Source organism: Bacillus sp. RC252 (assembly GCF_044909215.1).
Lineage (GTDB): Bacteria > Bacillota > Bacilli > Bacillales > Bacillaceae_G > Bacillus_A > Bacillus_A mycoides.
The window spans coordinates 201964-218812 of sequence record NZ_JBIYDV010000009.1; the positions used below are offsets into that span (position 1 = coordinate 201964).

The following is a 16849-nucleotide window of genomic DNA, read 5'->3' on the forward strand; positions in this document are numbered from 1 at the left end:
ATGAAAAAGTACAGTCTACTGTAGTTAATACAGAGGCTGTACTTTTTGTTATGTTAGTATAAGTTGTGATAGGCGGTTTGTATTTTCTTTGACTATTCCACCTTTAACTCGATCCCTTCATCCAGCATATCTCCATTAATTTTCAAAGTTAATCCTTGCGTATTTTTCGGTACATCTAATGAATCGGCAGAGCGTATTGATATGTATACATCAGAAGAATCTCCATGGGTGGGAAGTTCTTTTTGAGAATCCTTGTTGCTAAGTTCATCATTTTTTGTTTCTTTAGAAGTCTCCTGTTCGTTTTTCGTGTTACTGCTAGATGTATCATGTGAACTGCAAGCTGATAGTCCAAATAAGAATGTGCTACATAATAATGATGTTAATAACTTTTTGTTCATAGTTTGTTCCTCCAAAATAAAAGTACTTTCATGGGTGCCATAATGATTTAATAAATCTATATTTTTCTTTATATGTATTAGATGTTACATTTTATTATATTTATTTTGGGATAAAAAGGAAACTTGATGCAAATAAACAAGACACTTTGCAGTGTCTTGTTTATTTAAGTTATGCGCATTACTTAATAAGACGCTAGTTTCTCATCCTGAACATGAGTAACTATGTAGGGTGTTTTAATTATAACATTTTAACCAGTAATGGGTCTATATGGAATTTGTATAATGGGTACGTTTTATTATTTGGAATGACAGATGTAGTATATTATGTTGGGATTTGATCTATTAAAAGCAGTAGACAAGGTAAAGGATCATACCATATTTCATAATTTACACAAATTGTGTAGAAAAGTATGGAGCGATATTTCCCTTTACACGAACATAAAGGTATAATATAGTTTAGTTAAGTTAACTAAACTATATAACGAAACAAAATAACAGCATGACTGGAGGAAGAATGCTATGACTAGATCGTATAAAGAAGTAATTAATGAAATGAATCGAGCCTACAATGACTTCTACATTTTACTATTTCAGGAGTTAAAGGATGAGTTCGGTCCTACAGGGCAGCAAGAGAGCATGCTATTTTATATCAATTTAAATGAAAACACGACAGCAAATAACATTGCGAGTACTTTTAATATATCGAAAAGTGCTGTGAGCCAAGTTTTATCGAAATTGGAAAAACAGAAGATGATTTCGAAACAAGTAAACCCTAATAATAAAAGGGAGTATTTCCTTACACTTGGTCCAAACGGTAGTAAGTATATAGAGCGGTTGTCTGAGTTAGATGACGTATTAATTGAGAAATACTTTTCTAAAATCGATATAAATGCTTTAGAGCAAATGACTGATACGTTAACGAAAATAAATAAAGTTATATTGGAAGAAAAACAGAAGGCTATTGATTCTAATGAGTAAGAAAGTCTACATGAAGGGATTAATAGAAAGGAGGAAAATCCTGTTATGAGTTACATACCAAATATGATCACGATAGCAAATTTTGTGTGTGGGCTTTTGGCTATTCACGCTGTTTTCGTTCACGATATTTTCGTTCACGATATGTATGGTGCAGTTATGTTCATTATTACAGGTATGGTATTTGATCTGTTTGATGGTAGGGTTGCTCGGAAACTAGATTCTGTTTCGGAAATGGGCGGAGAACTAGATTCATTTGCGGATTTAGTTACTTTTGGTGTAGCACCGTCTATTCTTGCATATAGTGTCGCTTTAAAAGATTTGCAGTCCATCGGGATGTTATGTGCGCTTGCTTACAGTGTTTGTGGCATGCTTCGACTTGCGAGATTTAACACGCAACAAAGCAAACTTCCGACATTTATCGGAATGCCCACTCCATTTGCGGCAATGTGTCTTCTCATTTTATGCTTTTTGAATAATCCAGTTTCCGTGGCGTTTGGCACATGCATACTCGCTTATTTAATGGTGAGTAAAATAAAATTCCCTCATTTTAAAAAAGATATATCGGAAAGCTTGAAGTCCGAAAGATGGGATTGATGATACGGAAATATAATGAGAAAGATAAGGAGCGTAACATGATTCGTATGGCACTAAGATCATTTAACATACAAATATATTGTTTGCTAGGCGTGATGTTACTGGGATGGTTGATGACACCTTTTCGAGCCCAGTTTGTAGGGATAAGCATCGGCCTTTTAGTTAGTATGTACTGCGTATGGATTTTAGGGAGGCGTATTGAAAAGTTCGGAGATAGCATTGTAAAAAAAGAAAAAGCACCGATGCTTGGAATGATGAATCGGTTTGCAGCCGCAATACTCGGAGCGATTATTATGTATGAAATTGAACACCATGAATTCATGTGGACATTTGCTGCTGGAATTATGGCTGGGTATTTCTTAATTATTATTAATTTAGGGTATTACAGTATGAGAGATGTGGAGGAATAAAGAGCTGTGTAAATAACTAATTTGAATGTAAAAACCTAAAAACCTAAAAACCTAAAAACCTTCCTTTATAGAGAGCTTTTTATTACAAAGAAAAGACACCCATATAAGAGTGTCTTTTCCGATAGTTTTTTAGCAGAAGCAAGAAGCTCCAACAATGATCAATAAAATAAACAATACAACTAGTAAAGCAAAGCCGCCGCCACAACTACTACAACTACCACCAAATCCCATAATAGTTCCTCCTTTAATAAGAGGGGAAACAAGGGGTCACTCATGTATTTTAACGGATTCAATTTACTTTATGTTTTTTACGCAATAATTGAGCAGGTCCTTTTGAAAATAAAGAAAAGACACCCTAAGGTGCCTTTCTCCGACTTGAACCATCTTGATTTTAATAATATTGGACTCCCGTCCAAATATTATTTTACCATGTTAATTTGTTTTTGGAAATATTCCATATCGATAATTACAATACACGTTTTAGTTTTTGAATTATTTATCTTTCTAAAAGTTGAAATTAATAAGAACCCCATAAATGATAAACCATTCCACTAACGAAAAACACTAATCCTAAAAACAAAACAATTAAAGCAAGTACTCCATTTTGATTATGTTCCATAAAACTAGCTCCTTTTAGATTTATAGTTGTTTATTCTTTCATACAAAAAAGCCTTTAGTCGTAATTATGGCTAAAGGCTTTGATCATTATACTTTTCACATTATAAAATCTTATGAGAAGAATTTATAATGTTTTTTTATCAAATTTGAAACTGAAAATGTACTAGCTTGATAATGAAGCTTGGCTATTAGAATTGAAAAATTTTAGTTTTATTATAATTAATAGAAATGAGAGTAGTGTGAATATAAATCCGCTCCAAATAAGCTGGTGAATACCTAAGTTTGAAATGAACCAGCCTCCAATAGTTGTTCCTAAAGTAATTCCGAGATTTGAGAATGAAACGAATAGGCTATTACCGAATTCAGGCGCTTCTTTTGATTCGCTTATTAACCATGTTTGACCAACAATTAATCCACCAGCATGTACGATTCCCCAAATGAATACGATAAAAATCATTGGAACAAGGTAGGAACCTAAATAATAAACCAATATGTAAACAATAGAATATAGGATAGGGAATAATATTACTGTATTTACTATACTTTTTTGCAGGAGACTACCAAATAAATGATTGCCTAAAATCATAACGATACCAAATATGAACAGCATGATACTGATGAGAGATCCATTCATGGAAGTTACTTTTGCAAGGTATTCAGCGAAGTAGCTGTATACGGAAAACATGGCTGCAAAAAGGAATGTGACGGTTAAGATATTTAACCATAATCCTGGTTTGCCGAGTATACGAATTTGTTTACCGAAAGACATTTTTTCTGTAACAGGCATAGAAGGAAGTAGGATTAGTATTCCAATGAATGCAAGAGTGTTAACAAGCGCTCCGAATAAGAAAGCAATTTCGAGTGAAAATTGGTCTGCAAGGTAAGAGGTTAGTGGTACACCTAAAGCAAAGCCAACAGTAATTCCCATGAAAACTTTTGTAACCGCTTGACCGCTCTTTTCTGGAGGGACAAGTTTAGCAGCTGTTACAAGAGCGATTGAAAAGAAGAGTGGGTGAAGTGCTGCCGGTAAAATACGGAAAATAAGCATGATTTCAAATTGTGTTGTATAAGCGTAGATTACATTTGAAATAACAAATATGAAAATTGCTGTTAATAAAATTATTTTGCGATTAATACTAGAGACGAGCAGAATTAAAAACGGACCAGAAATAGCAACAACTAGTGCAAATATACTTACTAAAAATCCAGCTTGTGTAGTCGAAATTCCGAATTTTTGAGTGATTTGTGGTAATACGCCGACAATACCCATCTCGGTAGTAATAATTCCGAACACACCTATTGCGAGTGTCAGAATAAGTAAAGGATTTACTTTTTTCATTTATAAAACTCTCCATTCGTATCAGTATTTTGAAAGTAAATTCATTAACAAAGAAGCATTATTACAAGCATGATTGGATGCCAATTTTATCAGGACTATGTAATCCGAAATACAATAACAGATATCTAAATAACTAGATATGATATATTAAAAAATTTTCTCCTTTCTATGTTTCTTGCTTTTATAAGTAGTGCAATCTTATAAAAAAGTAATTGGATGCCTGTAAAAAAGCAGAATGTGTGAAAGCTAATAATCAATTAGTATGCAGATTGATTATTAGCTTTCATTTTATAATTCGTTTTGAACGTATTCAGAAAACTCTCGTATTGTTTTTTCATTTCGGCGATAGTATGTCCATTTTCCAATTCGGTCAGAGTCTAGTAGTCCTGCTTTTTTCATAGTTAATAAATAACTAGAAATAACCGATTGGGCTAAGCCAGTTTTAAGCTGGATATCTCCTACACATACTCCAACTTGAAAGCTAAGGCTTTGCTCTAGATAAGGTTTTTCATCGAAATGGTTTTCTGGATTTTTCAACCATGATAAAATTTGAGATCTTGTTTCATTTGACAATGCTTTATAAATTAATAAAGGTTCCATAAGGATATTATATCTACTTTTATAGATTTGTAAATGGGTTTTGGTGATTTTAAGGGGAGAAGGTATACGTGAGCCCCTTAAATAGGAATGAGGTGCTCTTGATCTGTATCCTTTGTAAAGGACATTCTAAAAAAAGTTAGGCAACCTAAAAAAGATGATTTCTGTATGCAAACAGGAGTCATCTTCTTTAAATTTTATTGATAGCAAGAGTGATTATAGTACGTCATATATTTCTTAATTTCATGTTTTAACTGAACAAACGATTCACATGATTTTATATATGCTTCATCGGTTAAAGTACTACGAGGATTACGTGCAAAAATGATAATATTGTTAGGTTTAAGCATGTTGTTGCCTAGCTATCAATGGCGGATTCCTAAGAAGAGTAATAATAAAACCTAACTGAAGATTTAAGAAAAATTTTATGTTTACCCCACTTTTTATTTCAAAAGTTTTTCCTATCCTATAAATGAGTTACATCAAGAAGGAGACTAAAAACGATAAAGTCATAGATGAAAATGTAAAGTTAGGGGGTTCTGCATGCATACAGAAGTTTTGATGAGTTATTTGTATACTTATTTCTTTACTATTATTTTTTGTATTGTGTTTCAAATTGGGTTTTATTTTAAAGCGAAAAGAAATATATCTATTCTGCATTTTCTATGGGTATATGTTTTTCTATTCTACCTTTCGTTAGTATATGGGGTGACGCAAATCGCGACTGTATGGGATATAAGTAGATACGAAACGTGGATTCGTGTAAATCAAATTAACTTGACTCTATTTGATACGGCAGGTAGTACTACGTATCTTTTGAACATTGTACTGTTTATGCCGTTAGGTTTTTTATTACCGACTATTTGGCCACAGTTTAGAAAAATGAAAAACACCGTATGTGCAGGATTCTTTTTTTCATTGGCAATTGAGTTAAACCAATTACTAAATAATAGAATTACAGATATTGATGATTTATTTACGAATACCCTCGGGGCGATGGTTGGGTATGTATTATATAAAGTATTATATACAGCATTATTTAAAATGATATTAAAAAGAGAGGAAAAAAAGCTGGATACGAACTCTCCTTTAGTCATAAAATACGAGGCTGTTTTTTGTCTAGTATGTTCATTTGTAGGTGCGATGTTAATTTATTATCCTGGTGACCTGTAAGCTACGATATCATTTATAAAATGATTCTAGTTCTCTTCGCTTAAACACAGTAAAATGTGAATTATTCATCCTTTTTTCTAACTTAATAGATACAGTTTATGTATGAAATGATAGGTAGGTGTAAATGTGTTACATGTTCAATTATCTCAATACTTACTAAAAGAATCTAAACCAGTTCTTCATACAGCTGGAAAAAGAGTGTATATGTTAAAAGATGAAGGGGTATCACCTTATCCTATCTATTCCAATTCTCCTATTATGATAGGAGTGGGAACGAATTGGGATCAGCATACAGGATTTGAAGAAATTATTAAAGGATTTATAGGTGCAAATAACAAATTTCCTATGTATATGTTATTTGAAACTTATTTGCGCGGTGACTTTATTGAAGGATTTTTAGAAGAGAATAAATTCACGTTGGAGCTAGTTTTTAATAATAAGAAAAGGGATACGAACTTTTTTAATGTGTTCATTACTAGTAGTGATGATATAACCACACTTATGAAGTATTTCTTCCAATCAGCACAAGATTCTCTCTATACGTTATTAAGCTATTCAGCAGACTGTAAGATGATCAGTAATCGTACTGGTGAGATTGAAATAAAGGCTGACAGTTTCTATCCAAGCTTTTCATTTATGTATGATGCGCAAGAATTATTTATTATTGGCGGGGAAGAAAAGTGGTCAGATATCCATTATATAAAAGGATTTTTCCATCTTGAGCAGATTACAGATGAGCTAACTATTGATGTAAGAAAATGAATTTAATGATGATGTGTCAAAGTTTTTACCAAGTAGAGAAGTTGATAAACTCATATTAATATTCTCTGATTTAAGAATAGGTGTATTAATTGGTGATGAGTGTTTTAATTATATAAGTTTTGGATCTAAGGAATTAAAGTTAGTTGAGCAACTTTGTGTAGGGGAAGGATTATTTATATGTCACACTAAAGACCGAAAGTGATAAGGTGCTGTATAAATAACTAATTTGGATGACTTGAATGTATAAACTTAAAAACTTTCCTTTATGGAGAGTTTTTTATTACAAAGAAAAGACACCCATATAAGAGTGTCTTTTCCGATAGTTTGTTTAGCAGAAGCAAGAAGCTCCAACTATGATTAATAAAATAAACAATACTACTAATAAAGCAAAGCCGCCAGAAAATCCACAGCCGCCACAACTACCACCAAATCCCATAATAGTTCCTCCTTTAATAAGAGGGGAAAACAAGGGGTCACTCATGTATTTTAACGGATTCAATTTACTTTATGTTTTTTACGCAATAATTGAGCAGGTCCTTTTGAAAATAAAAAAAAGACACATTAAGGTGCCTTTCTCCGACTGGATAACCGCATTTCGAAACTGGTGGATAACTTGCAAATAGTATGTATGCTTCGATTTATTTACAGGTACCTAAGATTTATACATTCTTCCATATAAGTCAGTACTTTTGATTACTAAACGTTCAATCATCATAATGTTTAGTTTATTGTTACCAACCACTCGCTCCAACATCCGTCTTCAACCACTTCACCCAATCCGAATCTTCTATTTTAAGCAAACTCAGCGAAACACCTTTCATATCTAAAGAAGTGAGAAGGGTACCAACCTTTACGAACTTCACATGTAAGCCTTCCAGCTCACATAAACGGCGAATGTCGTTTGCGAAAATGTATTGTTCCATTAATGGTGTCGCACCGAGTCCGTTAATGAGGATGGCGAAGTTTTCACCTTTTCTCCAGCGATAAATGCTTTTTAGTTTGTTCATAAGTTCGATCGCTAATATTTCAGAAGAGGATAGCGCTTCTTTGCGGTAACCTTTTTCGCCATGAATGCCGACGCCGTAAAAGACTTCATCGTCGTTTAATGTGAAGGAAGCTTTTCCTTGTACTGGGTCATTCGCAGGTGAAAGGGCGACTCCTAATGTATGTAAGTTTTTGATGACAGATTGGCCAAGTGCTGTTAGTTCTTCTAAAGAATGACCGCTCTCAGCGGCCGCGCCTACTATTTTTTGAACGAAAACAGTGCCCGCTACGCCGCGTCTTCTTTTATTAAAAGAAGCATCATCTTCAATTGAAACGTCGTCATTTACGATGATGTGGTCAATTCGTCTTCCTTCTTCTTTTGCGATTTGTTCTGCCTCTAAAAAGTTCGCTACGTCATCTTTAAAGTTTTTGATGATGAATAAAATACTCTTATTTTTTGGCATGAGGCGAGTTGCCGCAATAATTTGTTCCACTGTAGGCGGGGTAAAAATACTGCCGTTTACGGCCGCAGTAAGCATTCCCTTTCCTACATAACCTATATCAGCAGGTTCATGTCCGCTACCACCGCCGCTTATAATGACAACGTTTTGCTTCAGTTTTTCTATATCTTTTACATAAATGATGTTATGTGTTTCGTCGTAATTTACTTTGTCGTTATGTTCAAAATAAAAGCCATGCATCATATCTTGAACAATATTTTCTACATCATTCATAATCTTTTTCATTGCTTTTGCCACCCTTTAATTACTTTGCTGATTGCTCCAGTAATAGTAGTAATTGATTGTTTATCATATTTTTCATGAGAGAAGACATAATGGAAGGATCTACTTCGCATTTGCTTTCAATCCAATCTTTAATCGTTCCAACGAAGCCATGACTATAAAAGGAGGCAATCGTATTTTTTGTCTCATCAGAAAGGCTGAATCCACAGCTCACAGATAATTCATCAATAATCTTCATATATAAGTTTTTCGTATGCTCAAATAAATAGTGATTAAACGAGTTTTGTTCAATGACTTTAAAAGCGTTTCGGTAAAATTTTTGATTTTCATAAAAGTAATCAAATAATAAATCGAAAATGTTTTCCCACGTTTCATAGTCGAGAAAGTCGATAATGTTTTCTTTCGTTTCTTCTCTATAAATCCAGCTTAATAGTTCAAATTTATCTTTAAAATGATAATAAAAAGTTTGCCTACGCATTTGACAGTGTAACATAATATCGCTCACCGATATTTTATGAAACGACTCTGTTTCCATTAAATATTTCAATGAATTCGCGATTATCTTTTTAGAAATTATAGAAGAGGTCATGTGGATCATCCCTAGAATGTTATTAATATGAAAATCCTACCGAGAAATGAGAGCGGTGTCTTTAGACAGATTGTCCATTTTGTCCGTTTACTATAAAACGCTTTCATTTTAACATGAGTAGTAAGAAGAAGATTTCAAATATATCACAATATATTAAAGGAATTGAGGGAGAATCACAATGAAAAAGATTATAAACAAACCAGAAACATTAGTAATGGAAATGTGCAATGGAATGGTGATGGCTCATCCAGAGCTTGAGTTTTTGAAAAAATATAAAGTGATTAAAAAGAAAGAAATGAATGAAAATAAAGTAACGTTAATTAGTGGCGGCGGTAGTGGTCATGAGCCAGCGCATGCAGGTCTAGTCGGAAAAGGTATGCTGGATGCGGCAGTGTGCGGAGATGTGTTTGCTTCTCCTTCGCAAATTCAGGTCTATCAAGCAATTAAAGAAACAGCTAGTAAAAAAGGTACGTTATTAATTATTAAAAATTATAGCGGCGATATTATGAATTTCAAAAACGGTGCACATTTAGCGACTGAAGATGGAATTGAAGTCGACTACGTAAAAGTAGACGATGATATTGCGGTAGAAGATAGCCTGTATACAGTAGGACGCCGCGGTGTTGCGGGAGTTATTTTAGTGCATAAAATTGCCGGCGCAGCAGCGGAAGCAGGAATGGATTTAGGAGCGGTGAAAGCTGTAGCGGAAAAAGCAGCGGCTAACGTGCGTACAATCGGTTTAGCATTAACTTCTTGTACAGTTCCAGCAAGCGGATCACCTACTTTTACACTTGCGGAAGATGAAATGGAATACGGCGTAGGTATTCACGGTGAACCAGGTATTAAACGTGAAAAAACGATGTCAGCAGATGAATTAGCTAACCGTATGACAAATGATTTAATAAAAGATTTAGGAGTAAAAGATGGCGAGGAAATTGCGCTTCTTGTAAATGGTTTTGGCGGCACACCACTGCAAGAACTTTATCTATTTAATAATGCAGTTACGAGAGAATTAGCTGCTAGAAATATTAAGATTAATAGAGTATTCGTCGGTAACTATATGACGAGTATCGATATGGCTGGTATGTCTTTAACAGTGATGAAGTTAGATGACGAGCTAAAAACGTTATTATCGAAAGAGTGCAATACACCAGCGTTTAAAGTAGATGGACCAGTTGAAAGTGTTGAGTACGTGAATGTGCTTGAAGGAGCAGAAGAGAAGGAAGTTTCATTTGAAATAGAAACAGCGGAAGAACACGCTGTTATTAAAGATAATGTCCTTACATTAAACAACATGATCTATCTAGTTGATAAAATGAGCGACATTATTATTAAAAATGAAGTACCGTTCTGCGAGTTAGATACACATGCAGGTGACGGCGACTTCGGAATGAGTGTTGCGAAAGGATTTAAGCAATTAAAACGTGAGTGGCATTCTATTGTAGATCAAGAGAACGTAACGATCGGATCGTTCCTTGACGGTTGTTCAATGATTATTATGGAACATTGCGGCGGGGCTTCTGGTCCAATTTGGGGCGGAGCATTCCGTGCAGCTAGTAAAGAAGCAGGCGAAAAACGTGAGCTAACAGTAAAAGAGTTTGCTGAAATGTTACAAGCAGCACTTCAAGGCATACAATCTATCGGTGAAAGATCATTCGGCAGAGGAGCAGTAGTTGGTGATAAAACACTTGTTGATGCACTTGCTCCATGTGTAGATTCTTGGATTGACAGTGCTTCAAACGGCACAGACGTGAAAACTGCCTTCGAAAAAGGTGCAGAAGCAGCGGTTAAAGGCGCAGAGTATACGAAAGAAATCGTAGCTCGCATGGGCCGCGCTGGTACAGTTGGTGAAAGAAGCTTAGGCTATCCAGATGCAGGTGCACATGCACTTGGAGTTATCTTTACGGAGATTGCGGGTAGTTTGAAATAGAAATTAGGAGATTCCCTCTACCTTATGGTGGAGGGGGTTTTTATAGTTGATTGGTATGTAATTTCGCTAGATGTTCTCTACTTAAAGATATGTATGTTTATAAATACTAAGATAATAGTTCTAAAAGAAGCAACGTGAGCTCCTATAAATATGGAATTCACGTTGCTTAATTGTGTTTTTGGAAAAGCTGATCAATTGACAGAAATCCCTTCAAAAGGTGGTATTTATTATTTCGAACTTCAAAATTATAGTGGTACACCTTATGGAGTACTTTGAGAGGGATCAAGATATTATTCCATAAGGTGTACCTTTTGGAACGTATTTAAAGATTACAAAGAAAAATGAATTTTATAAAACATACAAAATATAAAATTCAAAAAACCAGTTACAAATGTGTATTTTCACATTTGTAACTGGTTTTTCCTAATTAAACAATTTTATCAAACAAAAAATATAAAAACATTGAATTACTCATTATACCAATCATAACCTAAATTTAATATATCCGAGTAAACACTATTACTTTTCTTCAAAACACTTGATAATTCTGTAAAATTTGACATTCGAATGGCATTATCACGTTCCCATGTTGCATCACATTCATCACATATATATAATATTGTTTCTTCGTTTTTAATCTTCGCCTTGAAAATTAGCCCATTTCCATGACACATTGGACAAACAACTTTTCCTTTAAATAGTTCCATTTAGAATTCCTCCATCAAAGTTTAACAGGATATGCAGTAATAACCTTATTCGTTCTTGGTTCTACAACTAATCTAATTGCAGTTTCACCTTGTTATACAAAGCATCCGTACATATGACAGCGCTATTTGAAGGGTCAATATCAGCAACAGTCATATAACTAGAGAGTAAATAACCATCTTCATAATATGTAATCATTATTTCTTCTTCTGATACTAAGGAACATAATAGCATGTTTTCAATTCGTTCCTTTTCTTCAGTTGTTAAGATTGGACGGGTTACTTTGTTTTGTTCCTTAATCATTTCACGTATCCCGTCAAATTGAGATGTCAATGCGACGAACGGAGTCCATTTGACCATACCTCTTCCTTTTGACCTAGTAGCGTTATTCATGATTTGTGTCCCATTAACAGTGTGTTTCTGTATCTAGCTGTGGCGCTATGCGTATTTCATCTATAAATAAATCTATTTCACATGAATAGCCAAGACACTCAAAAGTATGAATAATTTAAGTGTTTTGGCTATATTTTATTCTTTAAATAGTTCTGGTCTTTCAACTCTAAATGATTTCACCTCACCGCACTCTAAACAGAATGTTGTTAACAGTTTAGAACGCTTCCCCACTGTGAAGAGTGAACTAGCTGTATCTTCACAAACATATGCATGATAAGCAGATCCAACCCTTCCTTCTTTAAATGTAGTAGAACCACAATTCTCGCATCGTTTATTTTTCATGTTACTAACACCTCATTTGATTGATATTTATTTTTCTGTTTTTTTAAGATAGAAGTAAAGCAACTTGGTTATAAATGATGTTTTCGACATGATACAACATACCCCTTTATATATCCGCAAGTAAAACAACACCCTATAAATCTCTATAACAATATGATGTTTCATATATCATTTAATGTTTATCGGAAAAATAAGTATTAAAGTATTGAGTTTTATTATTCTGATGATTATAACAAATAAAAAACAAACAATTCTTATGTTGAGAAGTGGAGGGACGGGCCCTATGAAACTTCGGTAACCTCGTTTTAGACGAAAGGTGCCAAATCCTGCAGGTGAAAAAAACACCTGAAAGATAAGAGCGGTTCACTTAGTCAAGAAGGCTACTCTTATTTCGATAAGAGTGGCTTTTTTTATGGCTAAAAGATAAAGGGGGAATATGTAGTGGAGTATGGTTTTTGGTTACCGATTTTTGGGGGATGGCTTCGAAATGTAGATGATGAATCTATGCCGCCTACGTTTGAGTATGCAAAACAAACAGCGCAAGCGGCAGAACAGTTAGGTTTTTCAACAACTCTTATTGCGGAATTAAACTTAAATGATATAAAAGGTGTTTCAGCACCAAGTTTAGAAGCATGGACAACTGCGGCAGCACTTGCAGCAGTGACGGATAGGTTAGAGATTATGACAGCTGTAAGACCTGGATTCCACAATCCAGCAGTAACAGCGAAAATGGCAGCGAATATCGATCAATTAAGTAATGGCCGTTTTACATTGAATGTAGTTTCAGCATGGTGGGAAGAAGAAGCGAGACAGTACGGCGGAGTATTTACTGCACATGATGAAAGATATGATCGCACAGAGGAATTTGTAATAGTTTTGAAGGAGCTTTGGAAAGAAGAAGAGTTTTCTTATAAAGGGAACTTTTATGAGCTTCATCATACACATTTAAGTCCAAAACCTGTGCAGAAACAAGGCATTAAGATTTATGTAGGTGGTGAGAGTGAGTGAGGAAAAGAGGTAATCGTAAACCACACTGGTGCATATGTAATGAACGGGGAACAGTGGAAGAAGTATCTGTGAAAATAGAAGATATGAAGAATCGTAGAAAGAAAGTTACCGAGGAGCCATTGCAGTCATTCGGGCTCGCGGCTTACGTCATTTGTCGTGATACAGAAGAAGAGGCATTAGAAGAATGGAGACGCATAACGGATGTGAAAGACGATGCTTTAGGTTATGCGGGTAACATATAAAACTATTATATTTTATTATAACAAAATACAGCAAAGACATTTGGAATGAAAAAAATAAAGTAATTGCACTCCTACTTGCTACAGGCTTTACAATTAGTGCAGGTGGATATTATATTGTTTCAGATAAGCATGAAGTGGTAAATGCTGACGTTGGAAATTCAATTGAAAGAGAAAAATTAGCCATTCAAAATAAAATGGTAAATAGCATCGATAACTTCCAAACGGCTAAAGGTTCCTTCACATATTATGTTAAACTTGCTAAATTTAATGACACCATTGTTTTTGATGTAAATCTAAAAGACACACCCGCAAGCTTTTATACAGTAAAAAGTCCTGATGGAAAAACAGAATCTATAACAGTATATGATGGAGAGCAAAAATTAGATGTAAATTCTTCTGCAAAAGAATATATGCTTACTCCAGTTGCTAGGGAGCAAGCGCCAGTAGATTCACAAGCAATTCCTGCTCAAGAAAGATATATAAAGGATGAAAACGACAATTCAGAAGGTGTGAAATTACGTAAAGCCCCTGCAAACATGGGGTTAGCTAGCGAAGTTCTATTTAGTCAAAATATTGCACTAGGATTTTTAGAGGACTACAGTAAATGGAAATTCGAAGCTGATGAAATTTATCTCGGTTTACCTGTAAAAGTTATTACTGGTGAAGTATCAGATAACTTCAAAGAAAGACATGGTAGTTCCACATTTAAAATGTGGATTCATAGGGATACTGGTATGTTACTAAACTTTGAAGAATACGATTCAAAAGGCGAAAAAGTAGTAGCAATTAAAGTGAATGATATAAAATTAAATACACCATCTGATACTCAAAAATTTAAAATCCAAGAATTAGATGGATATAAGCCTTAAAAATAAGTAAAGATGGACATTTTGTCCATCTTTACTTATTTTTAAGGAGGTTTATAAACTTCTTTGAATCATGATCAGTTAATTTATATCCTGGAACTTGTAATTGTTCTGATTTCATCTGCTCTCCTAAAGTAACAACATTTTCATTATCAGTCACCCAAATTAGATATTCTTGATTTGAGCCATCTTGGTATTTTAAATTTATCTTATTTTCTACAAAAGATAATGCTTCTTTATCTACTGATAAAGTTTTTTCTTTGGCTTGATTAAGTCCATCCACAAATACCTTTATTTTTTTCTTGTCATTAATGCTTATTGATGTCTGATCTTTATTTGATGTAATTTCAATTTCTTTTATTACCTTGTTTTTAAATTGTATAGAAGATTCCAGTGTGTCTTTTTTTATTTCTTGGCTTTCTGTGTTTTTTAAAGTGTTAGATTGAATAGTACACCCTACTAAATTATTAAAAAACAGAAAAGTAAGTAGTAAAGTAATCCGGAATTTCACCATGGTATCACCTTAATCTGAAAATTTATTTTACTTTTTATTTTAAGAATATCCCAAAGTGAAGAAAAATAAGTACTTAAATAAAAATCTATAAGTTGAGAAATATGTCATTCGGTTGGTGGGACCCCATGCCCATCAAACTAAGGGTACCAAGAGGGTATATATGAGTGTGTTTTTTGGAATTTTTATGACTACACTAAAGATGAGCATAACAAATAAACCTATCAAATAGTTTTTTTGAAAAATATTATGCAACTTTGAAACTCTTTAACAACGTACAATCATACATAACGCCTAGGATATCAAAGACTGTTTTCTTTTCGTAACGGTGAGATTTCCGTCCATTTTTCTCTAAAAGGTTGAACAGACGTAGGAAAATCTTTGATAATTCGTGGGTGCCCTTTTATAATCCTTGGTAAAACAATAGATAATAATTCTTTATCCTATACAACAATTCATGCAACAACAATATAGCGCTATGGTAGAAGAGATTAATAAGGTGCAGCAAGCAGGCCTGGTGGAAATGGAAAATAGATTGGTGGAACATGAAAATAAAATAGAAAAAAGATTGGAAAAGCGGGATGAAAATCTTATGAATATGATCAGGGGAATTCAGGAAGTAAAAAAAGAACTTACTTCAGTACGAGAAGAAATAGCCACAACAAAGAAGAGAGCCTGGTGGAAATTTTGGGGGTAGTTTATAAAAGTATAAACGGATTTGGTTGTGCAGGTGGGTTTAGGGGTGGTTACTAGCCACAAATAGCGATTTTGATAAAAAAGCATTTTGATATATTTATCAAAATGCCTTTTTGTTGCTATGCTAGCATTGCTCTTACATATGTTACGACTTTTTTATAGAAATCAGAGTTTGGGTCAATATGACCAACAACAGTTGCGTTTCTTGCAGCTAAATCTAATGACTTCACATGATCTGTTAATGCTACACCTGAGAGATTCGTATATGGCGTTCCTACTAAAGCGCCGTTCATTGGTATACCTGAAGGAACGGGAACTTCGAAAGCGTAGCCTCTTACTTTTGAAGTTGTGGGAACGATAATACCTAAACTAGAGATTTTATCATCGATAAGCCCGTCTGATATAACGATTGCAGGGCGATATCCCGCTTGTTCATTTCCGGCTTTCGGATACAGATTAAGCCAAACGATACTCCCGCGAACTACATTTCCTGAAATAGCCATTAAATTTCTTCATCTCCTATTGGTTCATAAAGTTCTTCTTCATGACTACGTACACCTGGCTTAGAAGATCCACGCAAGGATAGGAACAATTTTCTTAGACCTTCTTGATCATCGGCTTCAGGATATGATGCAGGGCGTAAAACGATTTCTCCGTTATCTGAAACGTGGAAATCAATTTTAACTCCATCCTTAAACTTAGCCATTTTAACGACTTCAGATGGGATTCGAACAGCGAGGCTATTCCCCCAAGTTCGGATAGTTCCTTTTGCGATAGCTTCAGCAACTACTGTCACATGAATCATCCCTTTGCTATTATTTGTATTACTATGGTTCAATTGTATCACCTCCTGCTAAAAATGTGTATACTTATGTATATACAAAAAACGAAAGAATGATACATGATTTTTGAAAATCATGAAGAGAAAATCAATGTGGTCTTATAATTGTGTGATAAATGTTGAGAAAGTT

20 protein-coding genes, 4 pseudogenes and 1 riboswitch are annotated in these 16849 nt (G+C 34.2%); of the genes and pseudogenes, 9 read left to right on the plus strand and 15 right to left on the minus strand.

The features are described 5' to 3' along the window. Window positions 1-92 precede the first annotated feature (92 nt). Complete coding sequence (locus ABH960_RS15475; protein ID WP_404446352.1) at window positions 93-398, minus strand: hypothetical protein; 306 nt, start codon at window positions 396-398, stop codon at window positions 93-95. Between the two features lie 519 nt (window positions 399-917). On the opposite strand from ABH960_RS15475, the gene ABH960_RS15480 reads away from it, so the two are divergent. From ABH960_RS15480 to ABH960_RS15490, 3 genes are read left to right on the plus strand one after another with little or no spacing between them, the layout of a single operon-like run. Then, window positions 918-1376 carry a MarR family winged helix-turn-helix transcriptional regulator gene (locus tag ABH960_RS15480; protein WP_404446355.1) on the plus strand — a complete coding sequence of 153 codons (459 nt, stop codon included), beginning with the start codon at window positions 918-920 and terminating at the stop codon, window positions 1374-1376. A gap of 45 nt (window positions 1377-1421) precedes the next feature. Further along, entirely contained in the window at window positions 1422-1970 is a 549-nt protein-coding gene (gene pssA, locus ABH960_RS15485) for a CDP-diacylglycerol--serine O-phosphatidyltransferase (protein ID WP_404446357.1), read from the plus strand. A 38-nt stretch (window positions 1971-2008) separates the two neighbouring features. Further along, the gene (locus tag ABH960_RS15490; RefSeq protein WP_404446445.1) at window positions 2009-2380 is read left to right on the plus strand and encodes an ATP synthase subunit I; all 372 of its coding nucleotides are present in this window, start codon (window positions 2009-2011) and stop codon (window positions 2378-2380) included. 129 nt (window positions 2381-2509) lie between these two features. Here the strand turns inward: ABH960_RS15490 and ABH960_RS15495 are convergent, their stop codons facing one another. The 4 genes and pseudogenes from ABH960_RS15495 to ABH960_RS15510 all read right to left on the minus strand — a co-directional run. Next, window positions 2510-2611, minus strand: a complete 102-nt coding sequence (locus ABH960_RS15495) for a YjcZ family sporulation protein (RefSeq protein ID WP_000505688.1) — start codon at window positions 2609-2611, stop codon at window positions 2510-2512. Window positions 2612-3161: 550 nt separating this feature from the next. Then, window positions 3162-4337 (minus strand): MFS transporter, encoded by a 1176-nt coding sequence (locus ABH960_RS15500; protein ID WP_404446360.1) that lies wholly within the window; start codon window positions 4335-4337, stop codon window positions 3162-3164. A gap of 288 nt (window positions 4338-4625) precedes the next feature. Beyond that, window positions 4626-4937, minus strand: a complete 312-nt coding sequence (locus ABH960_RS15505; protein WP_404446363.1) for an ArsR/SmtB family transcription factor — start codon at window positions 4935-4937, stop codon at window positions 4626-4628. 194 nt (window positions 4938-5131) lie between these two features. Then, window positions 5132-5233: pseudogene (locus tag ABH960_RS15510) on the minus strand (TetR family transcriptional regulator); the annotation flags it as partial. Between the two features lie 244 nt (window positions 5234-5477). Here ABH960_RS15510 and ABH960_RS15515 point away from each other — a divergent pair. Together ABH960_RS15515 and ABH960_RS15520 are read left to right on the plus strand one after the other, a co-directional pair. Next, window positions 5478-6107 (plus strand): VanZ family protein, encoded by a 630-nt coding sequence (locus ABH960_RS15515; protein ID WP_404446366.1) that lies wholly within the window; start codon window positions 5478-5480, stop codon window positions 6105-6107. Between the two features lie 126 nt (window positions 6108-6233). Further along, window positions 6234-6869 (plus strand): hypothetical protein, encoded by a 636-nt coding sequence (locus ABH960_RS15520; RefSeq protein ID WP_404446369.1) that lies wholly within the window; start codon window positions 6234-6236, stop codon window positions 6867-6869. 328 nt (window positions 6870-7197) lie between these two features. Here ABH960_RS15520 and ABH960_RS15525 read toward each other — a convergent pair whose 3' ends face one another. The 3 genes from ABH960_RS15525 to dhaS form a co-directional block, all read right to left on the minus strand. After that, window positions 7198-7305: a YjcZ family sporulation protein gene (locus ABH960_RS15525; RefSeq protein ID WP_000505673.1), complete on the minus strand. Its 108-nt coding sequence runs from the start codon at window positions 7303-7305 to the stop codon at window positions 7198-7200. A 295-nt stretch (window positions 7306-7600) separates the two neighbouring features. Continuing rightward, window positions 7601-8599, minus strand: a complete 999-nt coding sequence (dhaQ, locus tag ABH960_RS15530) for a DhaKLM operon coactivator DhaQ (RefSeq protein ID WP_404446372.1) — start codon at window positions 8597-8599, stop codon at window positions 7601-7603. Window positions 8600-8618: 19 nt separating this feature from the next. After that, window positions 8619-9185 carry a dihydroxyacetone kinase transcriptional activator DhaS gene (dhaS, locus tag ABH960_RS15535; RefSeq protein ID WP_000204220.1) on the minus strand — a complete coding sequence of 189 codons (567 nt, stop codon included), beginning with the start codon at window positions 9183-9185 and terminating at the stop codon, window positions 8619-8621. Between the two features lie 178 nt (window positions 9186-9363). Between dhaS and dhaK the strand changes: the two genes are divergently transcribed. Then, a complete protein-coding gene (gene dhaK / locus ABH960_RS15540) occupies window positions 9364-11115 on the plus strand; it encodes a dihydroxyacetone kinase subunit DhaK (RefSeq protein WP_404446376.1) in 1752 nt (583 codons plus the stop codon). 467 nt (window positions 11116-11582) lie between these two features. On the opposite strand, the gene ABH960_RS15545 is transcribed toward dhaK, so the two are convergent. From ABH960_RS15545 to ABH960_RS15555, 3 genes are all read right to left on the minus strand, one after another. Next, entirely contained in the window at window positions 11583-11822 is a 240-nt protein-coding gene (locus ABH960_RS15545; RefSeq protein WP_404446379.1) for a 3'-5' exonuclease, read from the minus strand. A 67-nt stretch (window positions 11823-11889) separates the two neighbouring features. Continuing rightward, window positions 11890-12213, minus strand: coding sequence for a YolD-like family protein (locus ABH960_RS15550; RefSeq protein ID WP_404446382.1), 324 nt, complete (start codon window positions 12211-12213; stop codon window positions 11890-11892). Window positions 12214-12348: 135 nt separating this feature from the next. After that, window positions 12349-12555, minus strand: a complete 207-nt coding sequence (locus ABH960_RS15555; protein ID WP_404446385.1) for a hypothetical protein — start codon at window positions 12553-12555, stop codon at window positions 12349-12351. A 251-nt stretch (window positions 12556-12806) separates the two neighbouring features. After that, window positions 12807-12914, plus strand: a riboswitch (SAM riboswitch). A gap of 82 nt (window positions 12915-12996) precedes the next feature. On the opposite strand from ABH960_RS15555, the pseudogene ABH960_RS15560 reads away from it, so the two are divergent. Continuing rightward, window positions 12997-13796: pseudogene (locus ABH960_RS15560) on the plus strand (LLM class flavin-dependent oxidoreductase); the annotation flags it as partial. 143 nt (window positions 13797-13939) lie between these two features. Further along, window positions 13940-14674 carry a hypothetical protein gene (locus ABH960_RS15565; RefSeq protein WP_404446388.1) on the plus strand — a complete coding sequence of 245 codons (735 nt, stop codon included), beginning with the start codon at window positions 13940-13942 and terminating at the stop codon, window positions 14672-14674. A 31-nt stretch (window positions 14675-14705) separates the two neighbouring features. Here ABH960_RS15565 and ABH960_RS15570 read toward each other — a convergent pair whose 3' ends face one another. After that, the gene (locus tag ABH960_RS15570; protein WP_404446391.1) at window positions 14706-15182 is read right to left on the minus strand and encodes a YhfM domain-containing protein; all 477 of its coding nucleotides are present in this window, start codon (window positions 15180-15182) and stop codon (window positions 14706-14708) included. Window positions 15183-15429: 247 nt separating this feature from the next. Then, window positions 15430-15630: pseudogene (locus tag ABH960_RS15575) on the minus strand (IS4 family transposase); the annotation flags it as partial. On the opposite strand from ABH960_RS15575, the pseudogene ABH960_RS15580 reads away from it, so the two are divergent. Next, window positions 15622-15879 (plus strand): annotated as a pseudogene (locus tag ABH960_RS15580) (DUF3967 domain-containing protein); the annotation flags it as partial. The pseudogenes ABH960_RS15575 and ABH960_RS15580 sit on opposite strands and share 9 nt — an antisense overlap. Window positions 15880-15997: 118 nt before the next feature. On the opposite strand, the gene ABH960_RS15585 reads toward ABH960_RS15580, so the two are convergent. Together ABH960_RS15585 and ABH960_RS15590 are read right to left on the minus strand one after the other, a co-directional pair. After that, the gene (locus ABH960_RS15585; protein ID WP_404446394.1) at window positions 15998-16381 is read right to left on the minus strand and encodes a type II toxin-antitoxin system PemK/MazF family toxin; all 384 of its coding nucleotides are present in this window, start codon (window positions 16379-16381) and stop codon (window positions 15998-16000) included. Further along, window positions 16381-16716: an AbrB/MazE/SpoVT family DNA-binding domain-containing protein gene (locus ABH960_RS15590; protein ID WP_061674074.1), complete on the minus strand. Its 336-nt coding sequence runs from the start codon at window positions 16714-16716 to the stop codon at window positions 16381-16383. The genes ABH960_RS15585 and ABH960_RS15590 overlap by 1 nt, the downstream gene beginning before the upstream one ends. Window positions 16717-16849 lie beyond the last annotated feature (133 nt).

Excerpts from the sequence above, each read along its gene's own strand:
- ABH960_RS15475 (WP_404446352.1), bottom strand. The coding sequence starts at position 398 with ATGAACAAAAAGTTATTAACATCATTATTATGTAGCACATTCTTATTT.
- ABH960_RS15480 (WP_404446355.1), top strand. The coding sequence starts at position 918 with ATGACTAGATCGTATAAAGAAGTAATTAATGAAATGAATCGAGCCTAC.
- pssA (WP_404446357.1), top strand. The coding sequence starts at position 1,422 with ATGAGTTACATACCAAATATGATCACGATAGCAAATTTTGTGTGTGGG.
- ABH960_RS15490 (WP_404446445.1), top strand. The coding sequence starts at position 2,009 with ATGATTCGTATGGCACTAAGATCATTTAACATACAAATATATTGTTTG.
- ABH960_RS15495 (WP_000505688.1), bottom strand. The coding sequence starts at position 2,611 with ATGGGATTTGGTGGTAGTTGTAGTAGTTGTGGCGGCGGCTTTGCTTTA.
- ABH960_RS15500 (WP_404446360.1), bottom strand. The coding sequence starts at position 4,337 with ATGAAAAAAGTAAATCCTTTACTTATTCTGACACTCGCAATAGGTGTG.
- ABH960_RS15505 (WP_404446363.1), bottom strand. The coding sequence starts at position 4,937 with ATGGAACCTTTATTAATTTATAAAGCATTGTCAAATGAAACAAGATCT.
- ABH960_RS15515 (WP_404446366.1), top strand. The coding sequence starts at position 5,478 with ATGCATACAGAAGTTTTGATGAGTTATTTGTATACTTATTTCTTTACT.
- ABH960_RS15525 (WP_000505673.1), bottom strand. The coding sequence starts at position 7,305 with ATGGGATTTGGTGGTAGTTGTGGCGGCTGTGGATTTTCTGGCGGCTTT.
- dhaQ (WP_404446372.1), bottom strand. The coding sequence starts at position 8,599 with ATGAAAAAGATTATGAATGATGTAGAAAATATTGTTCAAGATATGATG.
- dhaS (WP_000204220.1), bottom strand. The coding sequence starts at position 9,185 with ATGACCTCTTCTATAATTTCTAAAAAGATAATCGCGAATTCATTGAAA.
- dhaK (WP_404446376.1), top strand. The coding sequence starts at position 9,364 with ATGAAAAAGATTATAAACAAACCAGAAACATTAGTAATGGAAATGTGC.
- ABH960_RS15545 (WP_404446379.1), bottom strand. The coding sequence starts at position 11,822 with ATGGAACTATTTAAAGGAAAAGTTGTTTGTCCAATGTGTCATGGAAAT.
- ABH960_RS15550 (WP_404446382.1), bottom strand. The coding sequence starts at position 12,213 with ATGAATAACGCTACTAGGTCAAAAGGAAGAGGTATGGTCAAATGGACT.
- ABH960_RS15555 (WP_404446385.1), bottom strand. The coding sequence starts at position 12,555 with ATGAAAAATAAACGATGCGAGAATTGTGGTTCTACTACATTTAAAGAA.
- ABH960_RS15585 (WP_404446394.1), bottom strand. The coding sequence starts at position 16,381 with ATGGCTATTTCAGGAAATGTAGTTCGCGGGAGTATCGTTTGGCTTAAT.